Annotated in this window: 16 protein-coding genes; 5 read left to right on the top strand and 11 right to left on the bottom strand. The window is 47.6% G+C overall.

Annotation, left to right across the window (positions count from 1 at the left end; all coding sequences use genetic code 11):
- Window positions 1-6 precede the first annotated feature (6 nt).
- A complete protein-coding gene (locus ACUUHJ_RS05265; protein ID WP_289676298.1) occupies window positions 7-954 on the top strand; it encodes a DMT family transporter in 948 nt (315 codons plus the stop codon).
- Between the two features lie 62 nt (window positions 955-1,016).
- On the opposite strand, the gene ACUUHJ_RS05260 is transcribed toward ACUUHJ_RS05265, so the two are convergent.
- The 7 genes from ACUUHJ_RS05260 to ACUUHJ_RS05230 form a co-directional block, all read right to left on the bottom strand.
- On the bottom strand, window positions 1,017-2,036 hold the full coding sequence (locus ACUUHJ_RS05260; RefSeq protein WP_472298410.1) for a S66 family peptidase: 1,020 nt from the start codon (window positions 2,034-2,036) through the stop codon (window positions 1,017-1,019).
- 195 nt (window positions 2,037-2,231) lie between these two features.
- Window positions 2,232-2,603: a hypothetical protein gene (locus ACUUHJ_RS05255; RefSeq protein ID WP_472298409.1), complete on the bottom strand. Its 372-nt coding sequence runs from the start codon at window positions 2,601-2,603 to the stop codon at window positions 2,232-2,234.
- 170 nt (window positions 2,604-2,773) lie between these two features.
- A complete protein-coding gene (locus ACUUHJ_RS05250; protein ID WP_064202314.1) occupies window positions 2,774-4,210 on the bottom strand; it encodes a sensor histidine kinase in 1,437 nt (478 codons plus the stop codon).
- Complete coding sequence (locus ACUUHJ_RS05245; RefSeq protein ID WP_289676295.1) at window positions 4,210-4,908, bottom strand: response regulator transcription factor; 699 nt, start codon at window positions 4,906-4,908, stop codon at window positions 4,210-4,212. Before ACUUHJ_RS05245 ends, ACUUHJ_RS05250 begins: the two co-directional genes overlap by 1 nt.
- A gap of 194 nt (window positions 4,909-5,102) precedes the next feature.
- Complete coding sequence (gene brnQ, locus ACUUHJ_RS05240) at window positions 5,103-6,437, bottom strand: branched-chain amino acid transport system II carrier protein (protein WP_472298408.1); 1,335 nt, start codon at window positions 6,435-6,437, stop codon at window positions 5,103-5,105.
- 119 nt (window positions 6,438-6,556) lie between these two features.
- Window positions 6,557-7,486 (bottom strand): DNA-3-methyladenine glycosylase family protein, encoded by a 930-nt coding sequence (locus ACUUHJ_RS05235; RefSeq protein ID WP_289676293.1) that lies wholly within the window; start codon window positions 7,484-7,486, stop codon window positions 6,557-6,559.
- 74 nt (window positions 7,487-7,560) lie between these two features.
- Window positions 7,561-8,481 (bottom strand): proline dehydrogenase family protein, encoded by a 921-nt coding sequence (locus ACUUHJ_RS05230; RefSeq protein ID WP_012684658.1) that lies wholly within the window; start codon window positions 8,479-8,481, stop codon window positions 7,561-7,563.
- Between the two features lie 201 nt (window positions 8,482-8,682).
- Between ACUUHJ_RS05230 and ACUUHJ_RS05225 the strand changes: the two genes are divergently transcribed.
- Genes ACUUHJ_RS05225 through ACUUHJ_RS05215 form a run of 3 tightly spaced genes read left to right on the top strand, consistent with a single transcriptional unit; the run spans window position 8,683 to window position 12,857 of the window.
- Window positions 8,683-10,413, top strand: a complete 1,731-nt coding sequence (locus tag ACUUHJ_RS05225) for a sigma 54-interacting transcriptional regulator (RefSeq protein ID WP_289676291.1) — start codon at window positions 8,683-8,685, stop codon at window positions 10,411-10,413.
- Window positions 10,404-11,543, top strand: coding sequence for a winged helix-turn-helix domain-containing protein (locus ACUUHJ_RS05220; RefSeq protein ID WP_472298407.1), 1,140 nt, complete (start codon window positions 10,404-10,406; stop codon window positions 11,541-11,543). The genes ACUUHJ_RS05225 and ACUUHJ_RS05220 overlap by 10 nt, the downstream gene beginning before the upstream one ends.
- Window positions 11,544-11,600: 57 nt before the next feature.
- Window positions 11,601-12,857 (top strand): MFS transporter, encoded by a 1,257-nt coding sequence (locus ACUUHJ_RS05215; protein ID WP_472298406.1) that lies wholly within the window; start codon window positions 11,601-11,603, stop codon window positions 12,855-12,857.
- Between the two features lie 498 nt (window positions 12,858-13,355).
- On the opposite strand, the gene ACUUHJ_RS05210 is transcribed toward ACUUHJ_RS05215, so the two are convergent.
- Window positions 13,356-13,976, bottom strand: coding sequence for a PilZ domain-containing protein (locus ACUUHJ_RS05210; RefSeq protein WP_289676288.1), 621 nt, complete (start codon window positions 13,974-13,976; stop codon window positions 13,356-13,358).
- A gap of 119 nt (window positions 13,977-14,095) precedes the next feature.
- Between ACUUHJ_RS05210 and ACUUHJ_RS05205 the strand changes: the two genes are divergently transcribed.
- Window positions 14,096-14,269 carry a YlaF family protein gene (locus ACUUHJ_RS05205; RefSeq protein WP_007722723.1) on the top strand — a complete coding sequence of 58 codons (174 nt, stop codon included), beginning with the start codon at window positions 14,096-14,098 and terminating at the stop codon, window positions 14,267-14,269.
- Between the two features lie 11 nt (window positions 14,270-14,280).
- Here the strand turns inward: ACUUHJ_RS05205 and ACUUHJ_RS05200 are convergent, their stop codons facing one another.
- The 3 genes from ACUUHJ_RS05200 to ACUUHJ_RS05190 form a co-directional block, all read right to left on the bottom strand.
- A complete protein-coding gene (locus ACUUHJ_RS05200; RefSeq protein WP_472298405.1) occupies window positions 14,281-15,336 on the bottom strand; it encodes a tetraprenyl-beta-curcumene synthase family protein in 1,056 nt (351 codons plus the stop codon).
- 122 nt (window positions 15,337-15,458) lie between these two features.
- On the bottom strand, window positions 15,459-16,397 hold the full coding sequence (locus tag ACUUHJ_RS05195; protein ID WP_472298404.1) for a response regulator: 939 nt from the start codon (window positions 16,395-16,397) through the stop codon (window positions 15,459-15,461).
- A 4-nt stretch (window positions 16,398-16,401) separates the two neighbouring features.
- Window positions 16,402-17,682 (bottom strand): sensor histidine kinase, encoded by a 1,281-nt coding sequence (locus ACUUHJ_RS05190; RefSeq protein WP_289676284.1) that lies wholly within the window; start codon window positions 17,680-17,682, stop codon window positions 16,402-16,404.
- Between the last annotated feature and the right edge of the window lie 2 nt (window positions 17,683-17,684).

The following is a 17,684-nucleotide window of genomic DNA, read 5'->3' as shown; positions in this document are numbered from 1 at the left end:
CTTGTTATGTCACAATCACAATGGAAGCAAATGTTTTTAGGGGCTGTCTGCCTGACTCTCGCGGCAGCGATCTGGGGCGGTGTTTATGTCGTCAGCAAGGTTGTGTTGGAAGTGATTCCACCGTTCACGCTATTGATTTTGCGCTTTTGCATTGCCTTAGTCGTGCTGGGGGCATTTATCGTTGCTCGCAAGGAGCGTGTCGCGAAAAAAGATTATCCTCTGCTGATGGCCATCTCCTTTGTCGGGGTCACGATCTCCATCGCCGCACAATTTCTCGGTACCAAGTTGTCTACTGCCCATATGGGTGCTTTGATTACCTCCGCATCGCCTGCCTTTATTGCCATTTTTGCGGTCTGGCTATTAAAGGAGCGCATCCATCTGAAGCAGGCAGCGGGTATTTTGTTAGCGACGATTGGTGTCATCATCGTCATTGGTGTTCCTGATCAAGCTGACGCTCAGTCTTCCCTCGCAGGAAACCTGATTTTGTTCCTAGCAGCGATTAGCTGGGGATTGTATACCGTTCTCAGCAAAAAGGCAACGCAGCGCTATTCATCCCTGATCGTCACTACCTACGTAGCATTGTTTGGCATCATCTTTACGAGTCCGCTCATGTTTTGGGAGCTGTCTGTCACACCCGTCTCCTGGCAATTTGGTTGGGACATCTGGGCAGGCGTCCTCTATATCGGGATGATTTCTACCGCAGGTGCTTTTTATTTGTGGAACAAAGGCTTCGAGCTGATGCCCGCAGGGAGTGGGGCCGCGTTCTTTTTTGTTCAGCCCATTGTCGGTGCATTCTTGGGCTGGCTGTTGCTGCATGAACATTTGGGTATTGGCTTTTTCGCTGGTGGCTCATTTATTTTCCTCGGTGTCGCCTTGTCCACTTTGCGTACCAAAAATAAACGTGAATCGCTGGAGGAACATCCTCTCCCCCATTACAACGAGAAGCAAAGCTAAAATCGTGTTTGCTTACATGCTACGAGGACTTCCCAATCGTTGGGAAGCCCTCGTTTTTTAAGCTATGGACGAAAATATTGCCGTACACTTCCTTTTTCAAAAGACAACTCCACTTCAGCAAATGCCCCATTTATAAATGTGATTTGTGGCGGCATATGCCCACAATCTATATCGTAGAGGACAGGGACTTGCAGCTCTTCAGCCAGTTCCTGATAGACGTCTTCCACAGTGTAGCCGTCGACCGTCTGATTCGCTGGACTGCGCCCAAACATGATCCCCGCACAATGGTCGAACCATCCGGCCAGCTTCATTTGTACCAATGATCTGCGCAGATCAGTCGTTGAAAGCTCACAGTTTTCCAAATACCAGATGATCGCTTCATTCCCGATCTGTTCTTTTTGAAACGTTTGCACGTCCCCATACGGTGTGCCGATCACATGCCGAATGATATCGATACAGCCGCCTAGTAGCCGTCCCCGCATATTTACGTGAGGAGTAGTCTCTGTAGTTTTCCATACAGTCGGTTCCGTCAGGTGAAAGATATGCGGCGAAGGATTCGTATGCTGCCATTCCTTTTGATACATCGGAGAAGAGTACTGCAAGACTGACTCGCCCTTTTGCGTTGACAAAACCGTTTCCCACATAGCCGTCGTCTCATCCATATCTGCTCCACGCAAATCTATCAAATTCGTCCCATGGGCCGTAGCCATCCCCGTTTTTAATGTAATCGCGAGCAACAGCACACTCACATCCGAATAGCCTAACACCCATTTTGATTGCATGGCATCAAAATCAAGTTTGTCCAAAATCTCAATCAGCAACTCGCCACCCCAAGGAGGGATGATGATATCGACGTCTTCCTTTTGCATCAGGGAGTTGAATTCGGCTGCGCGGTTTATGGCAGGAGCTGACTTGGCTTTTTCCTGTGTCCAGACTGTATCTTTGCAAACGATGGAATACCCCCTGCTCTCCATACGACTGCTTGCCAGCCTGATTAGTTCATGCAAATACTCTGGTACACCTGATGATGGTGCAGTTACCCCTATAGTAGCGCCCTTTTTCAACGATGGATACGTGATCATGCTTCTCCCCCCCGCTATGTATGATTTTGGATAATCATACCACATGCCACCGAAGCGTAGACTGGAAATGCACTTCTCATCACTACGGCTACTTTTCTTAGACAAAAAAAAGACGACCTATAGTCGTCATCAAAGTATATAAAACGGGAGGGAAGTAGAGGAGTTCAGACGAACGTGTTTCCTGTTCGTGAATGATTACTTCTTGCTAGCGTCAGTCGTTGTAGACTGTCCAGCGGAACTGCTGTTGTCGGTTCCCACAGCACCAGGCGATCCAGTGCTGGTACCTGCATCAGATTTGGCATCTGTCGCAGGTGCTTCCGTAGACGAACCTGTGTCCGTAGATGCATCAGAGCTCTTCGCTGAAGCATCCGGAGTAGACTGATCTTGCGGAACCGAGCTATTGGTCGATTGTCCGCTATCAGAAGTGGAGGAGCCCGGAGCGGTTTCGCTTGTCGTGCCCTCTTGTTGTGTCGCCGGTTCAGGTGTTCCTGTGGTGTTAGAGCAGGCAACCAAGCTGCCAGACAGGAGTAATGCGACAGTGGCAATGGAGAACCACTTTTTGTTCATGTTCATTCCCCTTTCATTCCTTGGCTTCGTGACCTTCTCGCTGTCACACCTATATCGTAACGGGCAAAGATAACCATTCTGTAAGGAAAGTAGGAAAAAACGATGATCAAAATATGAAAAAAGTATGACCATGATCATTTTGAATAGATTCATTTTGAACGGATTATGATTTAGTTCTCCGGCTTAATCCTAGGAAGCCATATCGTAAAAGTACTGCCCTTACCAGGCGAGCTTTCCACTCTGCATTTGCCATCATGCAGTTCTACCAGCTCTTTTACAATGGCGAGTCCAAGTCCTGTTCCTTTATTGTTCTTGGAACGTCCCCGATCTACTTTGAAAAAACGTTCCCAGATGCGGTCCAGGTCATCTGCTGCAATTCCCATCCCTGTATCGATCACTTGAATCTGTACGTATTCTCCTTCCAGCGAAGCACGCATGCGGATTTCACCAGCAGACGTAAACTTGAGTGCATTCTTCACCAGATTTTTTAGAATTTGCGCGATCCTGTCTTTATCGGCATAAATTCGCGGAAGCTCGTCCTCTACTTCTACTCCCATGCGAAGCCCTTTTTCCTCTGCTTCTTGATGGAAGGAAAAGGCAACCCGATTCATGACATCTGCCACATCGACAGGGAACTTGACCAGATTTACTTCATTGTTCTCCAGCTTCATCAAATCCATCAGGTCATCCACCAAGCGATTCACTTGCATCGTTTCGGTGTACATCACAGCGTAATACTTCTGTCGCGCCTCTTCCTCCTCTACCAAGCCATCCTGCAACGCCTCGAGGAAACCTTGGATCGCCGTGAGAGGCGTACGCAATTCATGGGAGACATTCGCCAAAAAATCATTGCGGACTTGCTCCAAATGATGACGCTCCTGCTCTACCTTCTCCAGCTTCTGTGCCATCGTATTGATCGTTTGCGCCAAGTCGCTGATCTCGTCGGACGTATCGACCTGGACGCGCTCTGCATAATTCCCTCGACCAATTTCAGCCGCTGTTCTCTCAATGGTTCGCAATGGGCGAGAGATTGACCATGACAAATACGAAACCATGATCGTAGAAAGAAGCACCCCGAACAAGGTCGCCCACAAAATCGACTCGCGCATTTGCCCAAAGGTTTTCTCAATTCCTTCAATCGGCGCGTGCAAAATAATTCCGCCGTAGACGTTTTCTCCCTCGCCCCATGGGACGGAGACCGACAACATCGGATCATCCAGACCTTCGATTTGCAGCTCGGTAACCGCGCTTTTTCCCTTCAGCACGTTATCCGCGATGGAAACTGCCACGGACTTGCCCGTAAACATCTCATCCTTCATCGAAGTCGCGACAATTTTTCCTTTTGTATCAAATAACCAGATGCGGGTATCAAATGACTCGTCCAGCATTGCCAGCTTGTCCAAGAGCCGTTTGTTTACTTCATTGCTGTTATGGATAGCGGTATTCACTTTTTTGGCCATCCGCAAAAGCTCTTCTTCTTTGGCGTTGTAAATATACTCCTTCGTAAAAAAGGAGAGAACGATCCCTGTAATCCCCAACCCTACCAAAACGGTCGCCAAAAAGCTGACCAGCAGTCTGCGGTAGATACTTTTCGACATGCCTAGCATCAGTTATCCACCCCAAACTTGTAGCCGATCCCCCAAACCGTTTGAATGCAATCATACGGGAGCTTATCTAAACGCTGTCTGATCTTTTTAATATGAACATCGATCGTTCGAACATCGCCAAAATAATCAAATCCCCACACCTGTTCCAGCAATTGCTCCCGCGACCATACACTTCCCGGCGATTTGACAAGTTGAACAAGCAGATCAAACTCCTTCGGGCGAAAGCTCACTTTTTCCCCAGCAACGATCACTTCCCGTTTATCCAGATCTATCGTCAATTGCTCAAAAACAAAGGTTCGAAGCGCTGCCTCGTCTTCTACTTTTGACTTTGGCTGCAATCTGCGCATAATCGCGCGGATACGTGCAACGATTTCACGTGGACTAAACGGCTTCGTCACGTAATCATCCGCTCCGAGCTCCAAGCCGAGAACACGGTCAAACTCCTCATCCTTTGCCGTCAGCATAATGATCGGCGTATCCCACTTTTTGCGGATTTCCCGGCATGCTTCAAAGCCATCCAACTGCGGCATCATGACATCGAGAATGACCACATCCGGCTGTTCCTTTTCCATCATCTCAAGAGCTTCTCGTCCATCTGTTGCTGCGATGAGCTCGATTTGTTGTTTTTCAAAATAAAGGCGAATAATTTCGCGTACGTTTGGATCGTCATCGGCAACCAAGACTTTCATCGTGGACATAGCCAATAACCTCCCTTCTTTCAAAACGACATAAAATGAAACATGCCGTTCAGACAATTTACGTTTTTCCATGGTAACATAGATCACCCGTGTTGTGGACGGGTAGAAGTCCTATCCAGCTGGTAATAGCAGGACAAAATGGTCTGCGACAATAAAAAAGCGAGTGGACCTAAAGCCCACCCGCTCTTCATTCTTTACTTCGTTTCTCTTACAATCGGAACACTGCGTGTGAGGCTAGCCCACAACAACCCGAACAGTGCGCCTGCAAAGGCTGGCACCAGCCAACCAATTCCTACTTTATACAGTGGCAATTGCTCCAGGATTGGTATCAACGAGTCGATAGACACCCCAAACTGGGAAACTCCATCCAACAGACTGATGACAGCCGTTGCCGTGATCGCACCTACGTATACAGCACGATGTCCATTGAACATCCGATGACAAAACGTCAGCAGCATCAGCACGATCGCCAGCGGATAAATCGCCATCAAGACAGGAACGGAGAAGGTAATCAACTGTGTCAAGCCTACGTTTGCTACCGCAGCACTGAACACAGACAAAATTACTGCCATGTTCTTGTAAGAGATGCTAGGAATCCGACTGGAGAAAAATTGACTGCACGCAGTGACAAGCCCGACAGAAGTGGTGAGGCAAGCAAGCGTAACAGCTGCTCCCAACAAGAGCGAGCCTAACGGACCGAACAGTTGATGCACGACCCCTGTCAAAATTTGTCCACCATTTTCCGATTTCGCAAACGATATACTCGTCGCTCCCAAATAGCTGAGGGCAAGATAGACGAGTCCGAGTCCGGTAGCGGCGAGAATTCCTGCTTTGATCGTAGACCACATCACTTTTTTGCGATCGAGGATGCCTCTTTCCTGGACAGCTGTTGTTACTACCAGACCAAATACCATCGCAGCTAATGCATCCAGTGTCAGATAGCCCTCGATAAAACCTTTGAAGAATGCTGTATCCTGATAGGCGCCTATCGGTTGTCCCACCTCACCCATTGGAGAAATGAGTGATTTAACAAACATCAGGCCAATGATGATTAAAAGAGCAGGTGTCAAGACTTTACCAATTCGATCCACCAGCTTGCTCGGGTTCAGACTCAACCAGAAGGTGATGGCAAAATAGACGACCGTGGTCACAAAAAGCGGTACCCAACTGCCTTTCATCGATTCTGGCAAAAACGGCAACACGCCCATTTCAAAGGTTACTGTACCTGTCCGCGGAATCGCCATGAATGGACCAATCGACAGATAAACAATAAACGTGAACACGACTGCAAACATCGGATGGACTCTTGACGCCATCGTTTGCAAGTTACCTCCCGCCAAGCCTACCGCGATGATGCCTAGTAAAGGCAGACCTACACCAGTAATCAAAAAGCCGCCCATCGCGATCCAAACATTATCTCCTGCAGCTTGTCCTAGCGCTGGCGGAAAAATCATATTCCCTGCTCCAAAGAATAGGGCAAACAGCATTAAACCAATTGTAATTGTTTCTTTCGTGGAAAGTTCTTTCATATGAATCCTCTCAATATTGTTTAATAAAATAAAATTTTCATTAGTATAACTTGAAATTAACTCACTATTCAACCTTTAATTTTTTAAAATTATTGAACTTTTGTAAAAAATGAAAGTTCTTACAGGTCAAACATCTCTTTTCTCTTGATCGCCCCCACAGCTTCCCATACGTACAGACAATAGATACTGCGCCATGGAGCCCACTTTTCCCCTAGTTTGCGAATATCGTTTTCATTCGGCTTCGTTTCCATCCCATAGAGGTGCACAATTCCATTTCGCAAACCGATGTCAGCAGCAGGCAACAAGTCTGGACGTCCCATTCCAAACATGAGTAGGCACTCTACTGTCCACCGCCCAATTCCTCGTAGCGAAGTGAGGTACGTAATGATTTCCTCGTCCTTCATTGTCCATAGTCTTTCCAAATCTACCGTTTCATTCACAATGGCACGGGCGAAATCGATGATATACTCTGCTTTTCGCTGACTAAATTGCAGAGAACGCAAATCCTCCACAGTCAATCTCGCTACTGAGTCAGGTGTCGGAAAAGCGAGGATGTCCTCGCCGTTTTGGTTTTCTACTGGGTCGCCTGCCATTGTAACTAGCCTCTCGGTCAAATTGGCTGCAAAGGTCAGATTGATCTGCTGCCCGATGATCGTCTTGACCATACATTGAAACAAATCAGCATCCAGCATAGGACGAAGACCGCGAAACCGCTCAGTCAAGATGGCGAGCTCACTCTCCTCCCTCATCTGCTCGTAAATAACGGATAGCTCCAAATCGGCACTAAAAGTACGGCGGATCATTTTTTCTAGCAGCTGTTGGTCTGACGTGGACAAAATCGCCTGTGTCTCGTAGCGCAATGCCGGTTCTTCCAAGCTACCCATAAATTGCATATGGACCAGAACAGGCCGTAAGCCGATACGAAAGACGCGCTGTAGGCTATTTTTTTCTTGATTCACACGTATCTGCGTATCTGGATGTGTCTCTAGACGCCGAAGCAACCGGTCAAAAGAATATGGAGGAGTAAGCGAAATAATCCAACAATTCACAAGACTCTCACCTTTCCAGATAAAATAAAAACCTCCGGAGAATCTCCGAAGGTGTCAAGTATACTTCGCAAAACTTATTTCGTAAACATCCCTTTGAGAACAAATTTTACGTTTGCCGGACTTTCTGCCAAACGGCGCATGAAATATCCGTACCAGTCGTTTCCGTACGGTACATAAACACGCATTTTATAGCCTTCGCGAGCCAAGTCAATTTGGGACTGCGTACGAATACCATACAACATTTGGAATTCAAACTGTGTACGCGGGATGCTGTGTTCCTTTTCCAGCTTTTTCACAAAATCAATGATATTGTCATCATGAGTTGCCACAGCAGCGTACCCGCCATTCAACAGATGCTGCTTGATGATTTTTTTGTAGTTCTCATCTACATCTGGCTTGTTCGGGTAAGCGACTTCAGGAGACTCCTTGTATGCTCCTTTTACGAGACGGAAGTTCACTTTTTTGTCCTTCAAGCTGTCGATATCGTCCGATGCTTTGTAGAGATACGCCTGAATAACGGTTCCGACGTTGTCGTACTCTTGCAGTAATTCGTTCAAAATCTCCATGGTCACCTGATTGTGTGCGTAGTCCTCCATGTCGATACGAACGAAAATGTTTCCGTTTTTCTTAGCCGAATCCAAAATGCGTCTCATGTTGTCCATGCAAAGCTCACGGCTGATATCCAGACCAAGCGAAGTCATTTTCAACGAAAGATTGCAATCGACACCAGATTGGTGGATCGCATCCAGCGTTTTGATGCAATAGTCAGCAGATTCGTTTGCTTCCTCTACGCTGAACACGAATTCGCCCAAGTGATCCAGCGTGCATACCAGACCTTGCTGGTTCAGCTTGCGTACGGCGTTGATTGCCTCCGCGATTGTTTGACCAGATACAAAGCGGCTCGCTCCAAAGCGCAGGCCCCACTTTTTTGCGGCAGAATTTAAGGTTTTGTTTTTGGATAAGAATAGAAAGAAATCCTTCATCGCTTGTTCCATCGTTGACTGTCTCCTCCTCAACGTACTCTGTCCACTTCTACAAGCATGAATCATGCCAACTATTTCACGTAAGCGCTATCGTGATGTCTATCCGACGTATTTAACACATATGTACATTACGTGTCTATTCTTGTACACTTCTGATTAGATGTACAACAGGAACCATTCCTTTCCCTGTTAGTTTGGATAAGAGGTGACAATTTGAAACCGTTATTTTCGTTGGACAGTACGCTCTCTTCCTTTGCGATTCCGCTTCCACCTGATATTGTCAAAATACGCACAGGAGAAACTGTGGGTGAATGGGTGGATAAAGAACGAAAGGGCAGAGTAGTCGTCGTCGCTTCTACAACTACGCTCGAACAATCCATTAGCCACATTGTCGCTGGCTCAGCTCTTTCCGATCTGCCAGCAATCGTTATCGTGGATGAACATGGCACTCCTACGGGAATGGTTGAGCCATACCAGCTCATGACTGCCTTTGTCGTGTTGACCCAAAACCAGTCTGCCCTGCTCCGTACCTTGATGGATACGATGAGTGAGGCTGTCACAATCGTAGACTCCCGCAATGTCGTCCAACACTGGAATCGGGCAGCAGAAACGATTTATGAAATCGATCGCGCCAGGGTCGTCGGAACCTCGCTCGATGAGCACTTCGCGAGTGAATCGATTCGCCTGCTCGATGCGCTGCGCCAAGGGACATCTGTACAACGCGTCTATCACATTCCTCGTCCTGATAGTCATGTACTCATTAATGCGGCACCGATTCGCCGTGAGGGTGAGATTATCGGAGCGATTTCCATCGAACAGGATATTACCGAGCTGGTTCGTCTCAATGAAGAATTGGCACATACGACGGCCCATCTCCATAATTTGCAGCAAGAGATGAGTCGGTTTCAGGCAGCAGACGATCCTTTTTACGCAATCAAAGGTCATTCCGCCTCGATACAATCTGCTATTGGTTCCGCTAAAAAAGTGGCGCAGACGGATGCGACTGTGCTGATTTATGGAGAAAGCGGCGTTGGGAAAGAGCTGTTTGCCCAAGCCATTCATCAGGCAAGTCGCCGACATGAGAAGCCTTTTATTGCGATCAACTGCGGTGCCATTCCTGCTGCACTGTTCGAAAGTGAGCTGTTTGGCTATCAGGGCGGCGCTTTTACTGGAGCCGAGAAAAAAGGCAAGCCTGGCAAGCTGGAGCTGGCGCATGGCGGGACGCTTTTCCTCGATGAAATAGGAGAACTGCCGCTAGAATTACAGGTCAAGCTACTTCGTGCCTTACAGGAACGACAGTTTTACCGTGTAGGCGGAACAGAACCGATCACCGTCAATACACGGATCGTAGCGGCGACAAATAGACAACTGGAGCAAATGGTTGCAGACGGTCGTTTTCGCGAGGACCTGTATTATCGGCTGAACGTCTTTTCTCTGGAAATCCCGCCACTGCGCGAACGACGTGAGGATTTGCCAGAGCTCGTGCAAATTTTCATTCATGAGTATTCCGTGGCCCATAACCAATCCGTACCACGCATCTCTCCCGAAGTCATGCAAGCGTTGTTCGAGTACACTTGGCCTGGAAACATCCGCCAGCTTCGCAACGTCATTGAACGTCTGTCGATCCTGCAAGAAAACGGCGTAATTTTGCCTGAGCATCTGCCGTCTGTCATTCGCAGTCACACAGAACCCACACACGTCTCTCTGCACACGCCGATGGGGGGAACGTATGCACCACCGACTACGACACCGCCGCCCATCATCCGTCCGTCGATTGCGTACCCTTCTTCACCTGCGAACGAAAAAGAGCGCATTCTGGCAGCGTTGGAGCGCACATACGGCAACAAAAAAGCAGCAGCCGAGCTGCTCGGCGTCTCTCGTGGCACCCTTTACAATAAAATGAAGAAGTTCAATATAAATGAGGAGTCTTTCAAATGGGATTGATAACATGGTCGGATGATACGTATCAAATCCATTATGCTGGGGAAACGATTGTCCTTTTGCCAAAGGAATACGCCTTGTTTCAATATCTGTACACATGGAAAAACCGGGCCTTTTCAAGGAGTGATTTGCTAGATCGCGTCTGGCCGCTGGAGGAGCCTACTGACCGTACTGTTGACGATCACATATACCGCTTGCGGAAAAAACTGCAAAAGTGGTCTCATCTGCTCACGATTGATACGGTCCGAGGAGTCGGCTATCGGCTTACACTAAAAGAGCAGCCATCACCTAGTCCATCCGTATTAACCAGTGATTTCTCCGAGAACATCCAGAGGATGCTAACCACCTACCACGGCATGGGTATGGGGGCCGCTTTGCAGACACTCTATGCGAATCAGCAAGTGCTTGGCTTCCAGATGGACTCTTTTTATGCTACCTATCTGCGGTTTGTTGGCGGTGACTTCGGCTGGTTTGTCGAGGATAAAACTTCCCTCTCCGACAAGCTGTTTTATTTGTTTCATTTATACCATATGACAGAAATTGACTCGCAAAAAACATTAGAAATTTTACAATGGGCTCTGAAAAACGCGAAAAGTATGCCTAAAAATTATCAGGATGAGATGCAAATCACCGCAATCAGCGTCTACGCCCAAGCCAAAGAATGGGAGCGAGCAAAAAAACAGCTGCTTCCTGCCTGGAAGGTTGTTGAGCGAATCAATTCACCCGGCTTTCAACTCTTTTTTCAAGCGGAAGAAGCCCTCTTATATCTGCTCATGGGTGAGGTTGAAAAGGCTGAGAAGGTCATTCAACGCTCTGAGGAGATCTTGCAAGAACTCCCTATGCAACGTGAACTCGGCAGCTTTACTATTACGCGCGGTCTTTGTCTGTACCATCGACAGGAGCTTACCAAGGCGCGCCGCTTGGTCGATGAAGGTCTGGAGGTCTTACGAAGCACCAAGTTCGTCCCCCATCTCATTTATGGCGCAAAAATGATCTTGTTGTTCTTGAAAGACTTCAGTTACGACCGAGAATGGGAGCGCAAATACCAGAAAATCTGGACAGAATTATCCGAAGAGTACAAGTTCGACTACTTGCAGAAAAAAATTCGTGCCATCATCTCATCCACTATCTGATATTCCTCTGACAAATCCCTTTTATCATCGAGTTAACAGATCGATGGAGGGATTTTTTTGTTAAAAGAAAATAGAACGTTTCGCACGTTGTTCGTCTCTTACGGACTGTCTACGCTTGGCGATTGGTTTGATTTTATAGCGGTATCCATCCTGTTGGGGTTTGTGTGGAAGGTTGATCCGATGACGATGGCCCTCCTGCCCGTTGCCTATGCAGCTCCAAGCATTTTGCTCGGACAGTTTGCCGGGGTACTTGCAGACCGCGTGAACAAGGTTCGGATGATCATGTCCATGAATATCATGCAGGCTGCTCTCACTCTGCTCCTGCTTGTCATGCCGAATCCGTTCTGGTTCCTGGTAGTCATTGCCCTGCGTTCAGGTGCCTCTGTCTTCAACGATCCAGCGCAACAGACCTTGACGCGTCAAATCGTCCCTGAAAATCAATTGTTACAAGCCTCTGCCTTGAATGGAGCCGTATACCAGATGGGGAAATTGATCGGTCCACTTGCCGGAGGATTGGTAGCGGCCGTTTTTGCACCCGCCATTTGTCTCATGATTAATGCTTCGACATTTCTCCTCTCTACTGGATTTCTGTTCACGATTCGTAAAGTGGAGAAAACGTTGTCTCGTCCATCCGTAGAAGAGCAGCCTCTCCCTTACCGTCAAGCATGGCAAGAGGGCTGGCGGATCTTTTTGCAAAACCGTGTCCTGTTGTACAGCACGATCTTCGCAATCATTACCTCATTGGCGATTCAGTTGGCGGATACACAGTTTCCCGTGATCTTCCGCGAGAAGCTGCCCGACAATCCGGAAATGCTCGGGTTTACAGTCAGTGTCATTGGATTAGGCGCACTTGTTACCGTCACTTGGCTCCATCGCTTAAAAGAAATTCATTCCTATGGATGGGTACTGGGCGGTGGCGTTTTGCTCATCGGAATTAGTTTTTCGTGGATTGGATTTTTCCAGCCGGGTGATGGTATGTATTGGCTGCTGATTCCTGCTTTATTGGCTGGAGTCGGAACGGGTCTGACTTCGGTCGGCACCAATTATCTGGTACAAAAAGAAAGCCCCCCGCAAGCACTCGGCCGCGTGAGAGGAATTATCGATTCATTGACGAGCGCCACTTTCATTATTGCTCCGTTGCTCGGAGGCGTCATTATGACCATCTGGGGTCCAAACACCGCTTTTTTATGGGTCGGAATGTTAATCGCTGCGATTGGCGGAGGCGCTGTCCTCTTACAGCGCTGGATCTGGGGGAAACGAACAAAAGACGTGACTGTCTCGACAGCTACAGCTGGATCGGAACGAGCCGGATAAATTTATCGTCCCCTTCTCTGTTGAGTAGCATCTAGGTGCCAATGTCGTATTACCGCTTTGCAGGAGGGGGTTTTCATCCCCTCTTTTTGCTGTTCACCAGAAATGACCGTCCTGTCGAGACGATGATCCAGACCGATTTGATTTACCAGAGAGGCCTTTCCGTTTTTCTGTGTTTTGCTTTATCTTTTTTCCTCTTTGATGCCTTTCAAATGTTGACTGAAGCCACGTAGGAAGAAGCGGATTTCCAGTCCAAGCGCCTCTGGAGCCCTACTCAGCGAAGGAATGAATGTCGGGGGTTTTCAGCCTCAACCTCTGAAATTTCATCCTCGAACCTCTACTTTTGAGGCGCTCCCGACATTCATTCCGTAGCGGACAGTCCCCGCCTCCCGGCAAGGCATAGGCCGAAGCGTAGACTGGAAATCCGCTTCTTCCCCCTCCCTACACCCCCTCCAAAAGGCAAAAAAAAATTGGTCCCATTGAACCAATTAACGAAAAGACCTACTCGATTTTCACTCGTCTTCGTTCCTCGATTTGTCGATGCAAAATGTACTTTCGCAAATTGTGAAAATGACGGGCATTGATTCCTTTGATCGTGCAGCCGTAAAAATAATTCGGTCCCTCTATTCGCTCATGAATGATAACCAAATCAGTTTTTATTACCCCGTCCGGGCGATTGCGACCATACAATTCAAAGGAAAAGACAATGTGCTGATCCGCGGGAATCTGTTTGTCTGAGCGGAATGCCAAGCCTCCCAGGCTCAAGTTCACCAAGTACACCATTTGACTATAGACGGAAAAAAATGAGTCTGGCTCCTGCGTCGGATACTGGATCCAACCCTTAACCTCCATGTCGAAACGGGGATAGCGTCTGCGCTGCTCCCGAAACTCAGCAGCTGTTGGAGAGTGGAACAAAAATAAGCGATTTTTGTCTTTAGCCACGACTACGGCTTCAAACGTATTGATTGTTTCATAGTCAGCCGTCAATAGACAGGGGAGCTGATCCCCTACTGTGACATCCAATGGGCTGGGAAATACGGCTTCGATCAAGTCCCCTTCTTCATAGGTAACATGACCTTCTATCACTCGATTCCCTTTTCTAATTTGTATTATGCTTTCCATCTGCGTTCTCCACCACTTCGCACAAATATATTACCGGGATTTCCGAAATCTTTACCTGGATGCTTTTCGCGGAAAATAAGGTATAATGGGAACATTGACAGGTAGGAGGTTACAGACCGATGAATCGTTATCAATTGGTAACACTGGCTTTGGCATTTTTGGTAACCGCCTGTCTCATCGGAGTTGGCATTGCCATTGGGGAAAAAAGCCCCCTCGGTATCCTTGGCTGTATCGTTGTTGCCTTCTCGTTGATGGGATTTGGCTTTTCGTACAAGCGCAAGCATATGCGCTAACCTCTTCTCCGTTATCGCCGTACAAGTAAACTGTTCACATAAAACAGGACAGAGGGCAAGCCCTTAGCCTGCTTCAGCAGTTGTCTAGCGATAGTATAAATGTGTGGCTGGCTCCGATTTACCTTGCGATCCGCGAGATAAAACGCGACTAGCCCGTCCACGATCATACGGTGAAATGCAGGATTTGGCAAGCGTTTAACGCTTGCCTTTGCTTGTTTTATGAAAAGCTTCAAGCGTTCAGTCGCTATCCGTTCCGAATCGTAATAGCTCACGAAGTTTAAATCTCCACCCATTTTATCTTCTTCCAGGTCAATTAAATAGTCCAATAAAATATGTAACCCGCACAGCCACGGAAAGTAAGCCTCACTTACTGTTTGTATTTGCTCTTCCCCTACATCAGGATCAGTCGCCAAGCAAAAAAGAGCGAATATCCCGATAGTCGAGCCTGTGACAGCCGCAAATTCTTGCCAGTGCAAATCGTGATAGCGTTCTTTGTACTGATCCCACCACGTCAACAGGTGATCCTCGCGCAAATGGGGAGCAATGTGCTTATATACTTGCAAATCGCTATACAAACAAGAAAACTCGAGTATCTTTGCCTGGATTTTTTCATAGGCTGGCAATTGTGCGACATGCTGTTGACAGGTCTGAACCAGCCCAGCCAAAAAGCCGCCGTCATCCTTATCCTCACGGTACAAATAATAGTCTCGTAAGGGCGCACCTGGTGTCAATGCATCCTGCATCGACACGTGAAGCTGACGGAAGTCTTGCGGATCTAGTGACGTGCTGCGATCACACAGATTATCCAAGTAGTCGCTGATTGTTTGGTAGGCGACAATCAGTGGAACAATTGTCTCTACATGCGGAATGACCTGTGCTGCATAGACACATCCCCCTTGGCAGTGAAACTTTTTGGAGTCCATGCTGTCTTGTGCCTGTTTTCTCAGCTCGGGATTGGGAATCGCCTGCGCTCTTTTATACCAGGCCGCAAACTCCCGCTCCAGAACAGGTTGCACATGACGATAGACTCGGTAAAGTAGCTGCCATGGATTATGTAGTTCGCTCACTTTCTTCCCTCCCAAAACAAATGTAAAACGGAGGCATTCCAAAGCTTTTACCAGCTTACATCGAAGCCCTCGCTCATGACCAATAGAAATATCTTATCACATTTGGATGCCCACTCCAAAAATCAACACTGAAATACACCAATTCGCCTTTTTGACTCCATGTAGAGTACAAAAATAAACTTCTTGGTATTGATACGCGTAGAAGAGATCGTCGCTTCCATTTGATTCTCCAGCTCCAGCATGCGTTTTCGCACCTCGGTAAAATCGAAGAATGTGGTCGCGTAGCTCTCGAATTTAGGATGACTGTAATCGGTCAGCCCGAGGGAAGCCAGGTGGGTTAATGCCTGATAAATGGCTCTGCGTACCCGCTGCTCAGCGGCCTTCGTTTCCTTTTGGATCAGGACAGTCACTCCCTTCCCCAGCTTGCGGGCAGCAATCGCCCAAAAAATATCGCGTAAAGGAGGGAGATTCACTTCTCCATCCCTTTCCTTCTCCCAGCGATACAGCCACTCCATCATGTCGAGTAAATCTTTGCTGCCTTTTTCACTAATCATCCCCAGTTCAGTCAAGAGAAATCGTGCGGAAGATAAGATGCCCTTTTCAGGATACGATGTATCTTTTGATGGAGCTGCCGTCATGTTAATCGTGCCGGACAAGACGGAAAGGGACCGTTGAATACCCTCGATGGATTGCTGTAGCAATATGCGTTCCCGTACCTTTTGCAGAACACTGATGACCTCTAGGCGATTCACCGGTTTGGTCACGTAGTATTCGATCCCTGTCGCATACGCCTCAGCGATCATCTCCTTCGTTTCGATTTGCGAGATCATGACAATTTTTCCGGTAAAACGCCTCAGATGGCGCACCGTTTCAATGCCATCTCGATTCGGCATTAAAAGATCAATCAACAAGATGTCTACTTGCTTCCAATTCAAAAAATCGTGGTCAATTTGCGAGCCATCCTCCGCTTCCCCACATACCTCTCCCAAATCAGCATCCTCAATCATTTGACCGAGCATGAATCGAATCGCAGGATCGTCGTCCACAATGAAGTAGCGCATGAGGTCACCCTTTCTGAATCAGAGTTGCGATTGGCAAGCGAATGCAAAATTGTGTCGTTTGTCCGTATGAGTCGGATAAATCAATCATTCCTTGGAGACTGTCTGTCATTTCCTTTACGTATGAAAGTCCGATCCCCGTGGAAGGTCTGCCTGATACGTCGTATTTGGTCGTGAATCCCGGCATGAACAAGAGCTCCTTATCCTTCACCACAATGCCTGGACCATCATCGGTTACGACAAAATGAAGCCAACCCTGACTCTCATCAATCGAAGCCACGATCGATACCATCCCCCGGTCGCGGATCGCTTCGACACTGTTGCCGACCAGATTATTGATGAGTGAGAGTGTCGTGTAAATGTGGCAAGCGAGATACGGCACCTCCACATTCGTTTCAAACTGGATGTCCTTCTCCAATAGTCTCGCGTACTTTCGTTGTCCCTGAACAATGATCCCTATCAATTCGCCCAGTGGCATATAGTCTCGATCATTCTCATCAGAAATCAGCTTGGAAAGACCAGCATATATGCGTTGATTGTCCTTTTTCACTTCATGCACTTGTCCAGCAAGGGATAGCAGCCGCTTCGCGTAACGCTTGCTCGTCCCATTCTTTTGTTCCACCTCGTCCATCTCGCGATACAGCTCATAGCAGTTGCGTGTGATTTCCTCAACCTGATGCAATGTCTTTTTTAGGTGAACAGATTCCTCGTACAAATTGGAAATGAGCATCAACATCTGCTCGTTTCGATTACGCTGTTGCTTTTCCATCCATTTCGCCTGACGCAGCTGAATCATATTGAAAAAACTAAGGACAAAAAAACTGCGTATCAATGCAATCACAGCAATCGGCCCTACAACCTCCAACTGAAAAACTCCCTCCCAGGACACAGCACGGAAGGACAGCTCTACCAAATTCGCTGCTATTTCTGCGACTGTCCCCAACAGCCCCACCCAAAGCGGTCGATGATGTAGCGTATTAACGCGAAAGAGCGAGAATAGACAGGCAAAGGCAGCATAATAGCAAAATGCGGGGAAGTGCATCTGAAAAGAAGCCAGAAGCGAAAAGACATCCTCATACAAAGAATCCAAGACTATTCGAAATAGAACGACAATTAATCCGGTTATGACCCCTGCCAAGAAAGAAGGACGCAGCCACAATAAAAAAAAGAAAAACGCCGTTGTACCAAAGCTAATGCGAAACTCATCCTGAAACGGGTGAAATTTGAGCTCTCCGGCAATCGGGACAGCAATGAGCATAAGCAGCAAAATTGAAATGTTCTCTCTCATAA

This window comes from Brevibacillus schisleri (assembly GCF_055685845.1).
This window is presented reverse-complemented; position numbering and strand designations above follow the sequence as displayed.

Bases quoted from the DNA above. Each gene is read 5' to 3' on its own strand.
- ACUUHJ_RS05265 (WP_289676298.1), top strand. From the start codon at position 7: ATGTCACAATCACAATGGAAGCAAATGTTTTTAGGGGCTGTCTGCCTG.
- ACUUHJ_RS05260 (WP_472298410.1), bottom strand. From the start codon at position 2,036: ATGATCACGTATCCATCGTTGAAAAAGGGCGCTACTATAGGGGTAACT.
- ACUUHJ_RS05255 (WP_472298409.1), bottom strand. From the start codon at position 2,603: ATGAACAAAAAGTGGTTCTCCATTGCCACTGTCGCATTACTCCTGTCT.
- ACUUHJ_RS05250 (WP_064202314.1), bottom strand. From the start codon at position 4,210: ATGCTAGGCATGTCGAAAAGTATCTACCGCAGACTGCTGGTCAGCTTT.
- ACUUHJ_RS05245 (WP_289676295.1), bottom strand. From the start codon at position 4,908: ATGTCCACGATGAAAGTCTTGGTTGCCGATGACGATCCAAACGTACGC.
- brnQ (WP_472298408.1), bottom strand. From the start codon at position 6,437: ATGAAAGAACTTTCCACGAAAGAAACAATTACAATTGGTTTAATGCTG.
- ACUUHJ_RS05230 (WP_012684658.1), bottom strand. From the start codon at position 8,481: ATGGAACAAGCGATGAAGGATTTCTTTCTATTCTTATCCAAAAACAAA.
- ACUUHJ_RS05220 (WP_472298407.1), top strand. From the start codon at position 10,404: ATGGGATTGATAACATGGTCGGATGATACGTATCAAATCCATTATGCT.
- ACUUHJ_RS05210 (WP_289676288.1), bottom strand. From the start codon at position 13,976: ATGGAAAGCATAATACAAATTAGAAAAGGGAATCGAGTGATAGAAGGT.
- ACUUHJ_RS05205 (WP_007722723.1), top strand. From the start codon at position 14,096: ATGAATCGTTATCAATTGGTAACACTGGCTTTGGCATTTTTGGTAACC.
- ACUUHJ_RS05195 (WP_472298404.1), bottom strand. From the start codon at position 16,397: ATGCGCTACTTCATTGTGGACGACGATCCTGCGATTCGATTCATGCTC.
- ACUUHJ_RS05190 (WP_289676284.1), bottom strand. From the start codon at position 17,682: ATGAGAGAGAACATTTCAATTTTGCTGCTTATGCTCATTGCTGTCCCG.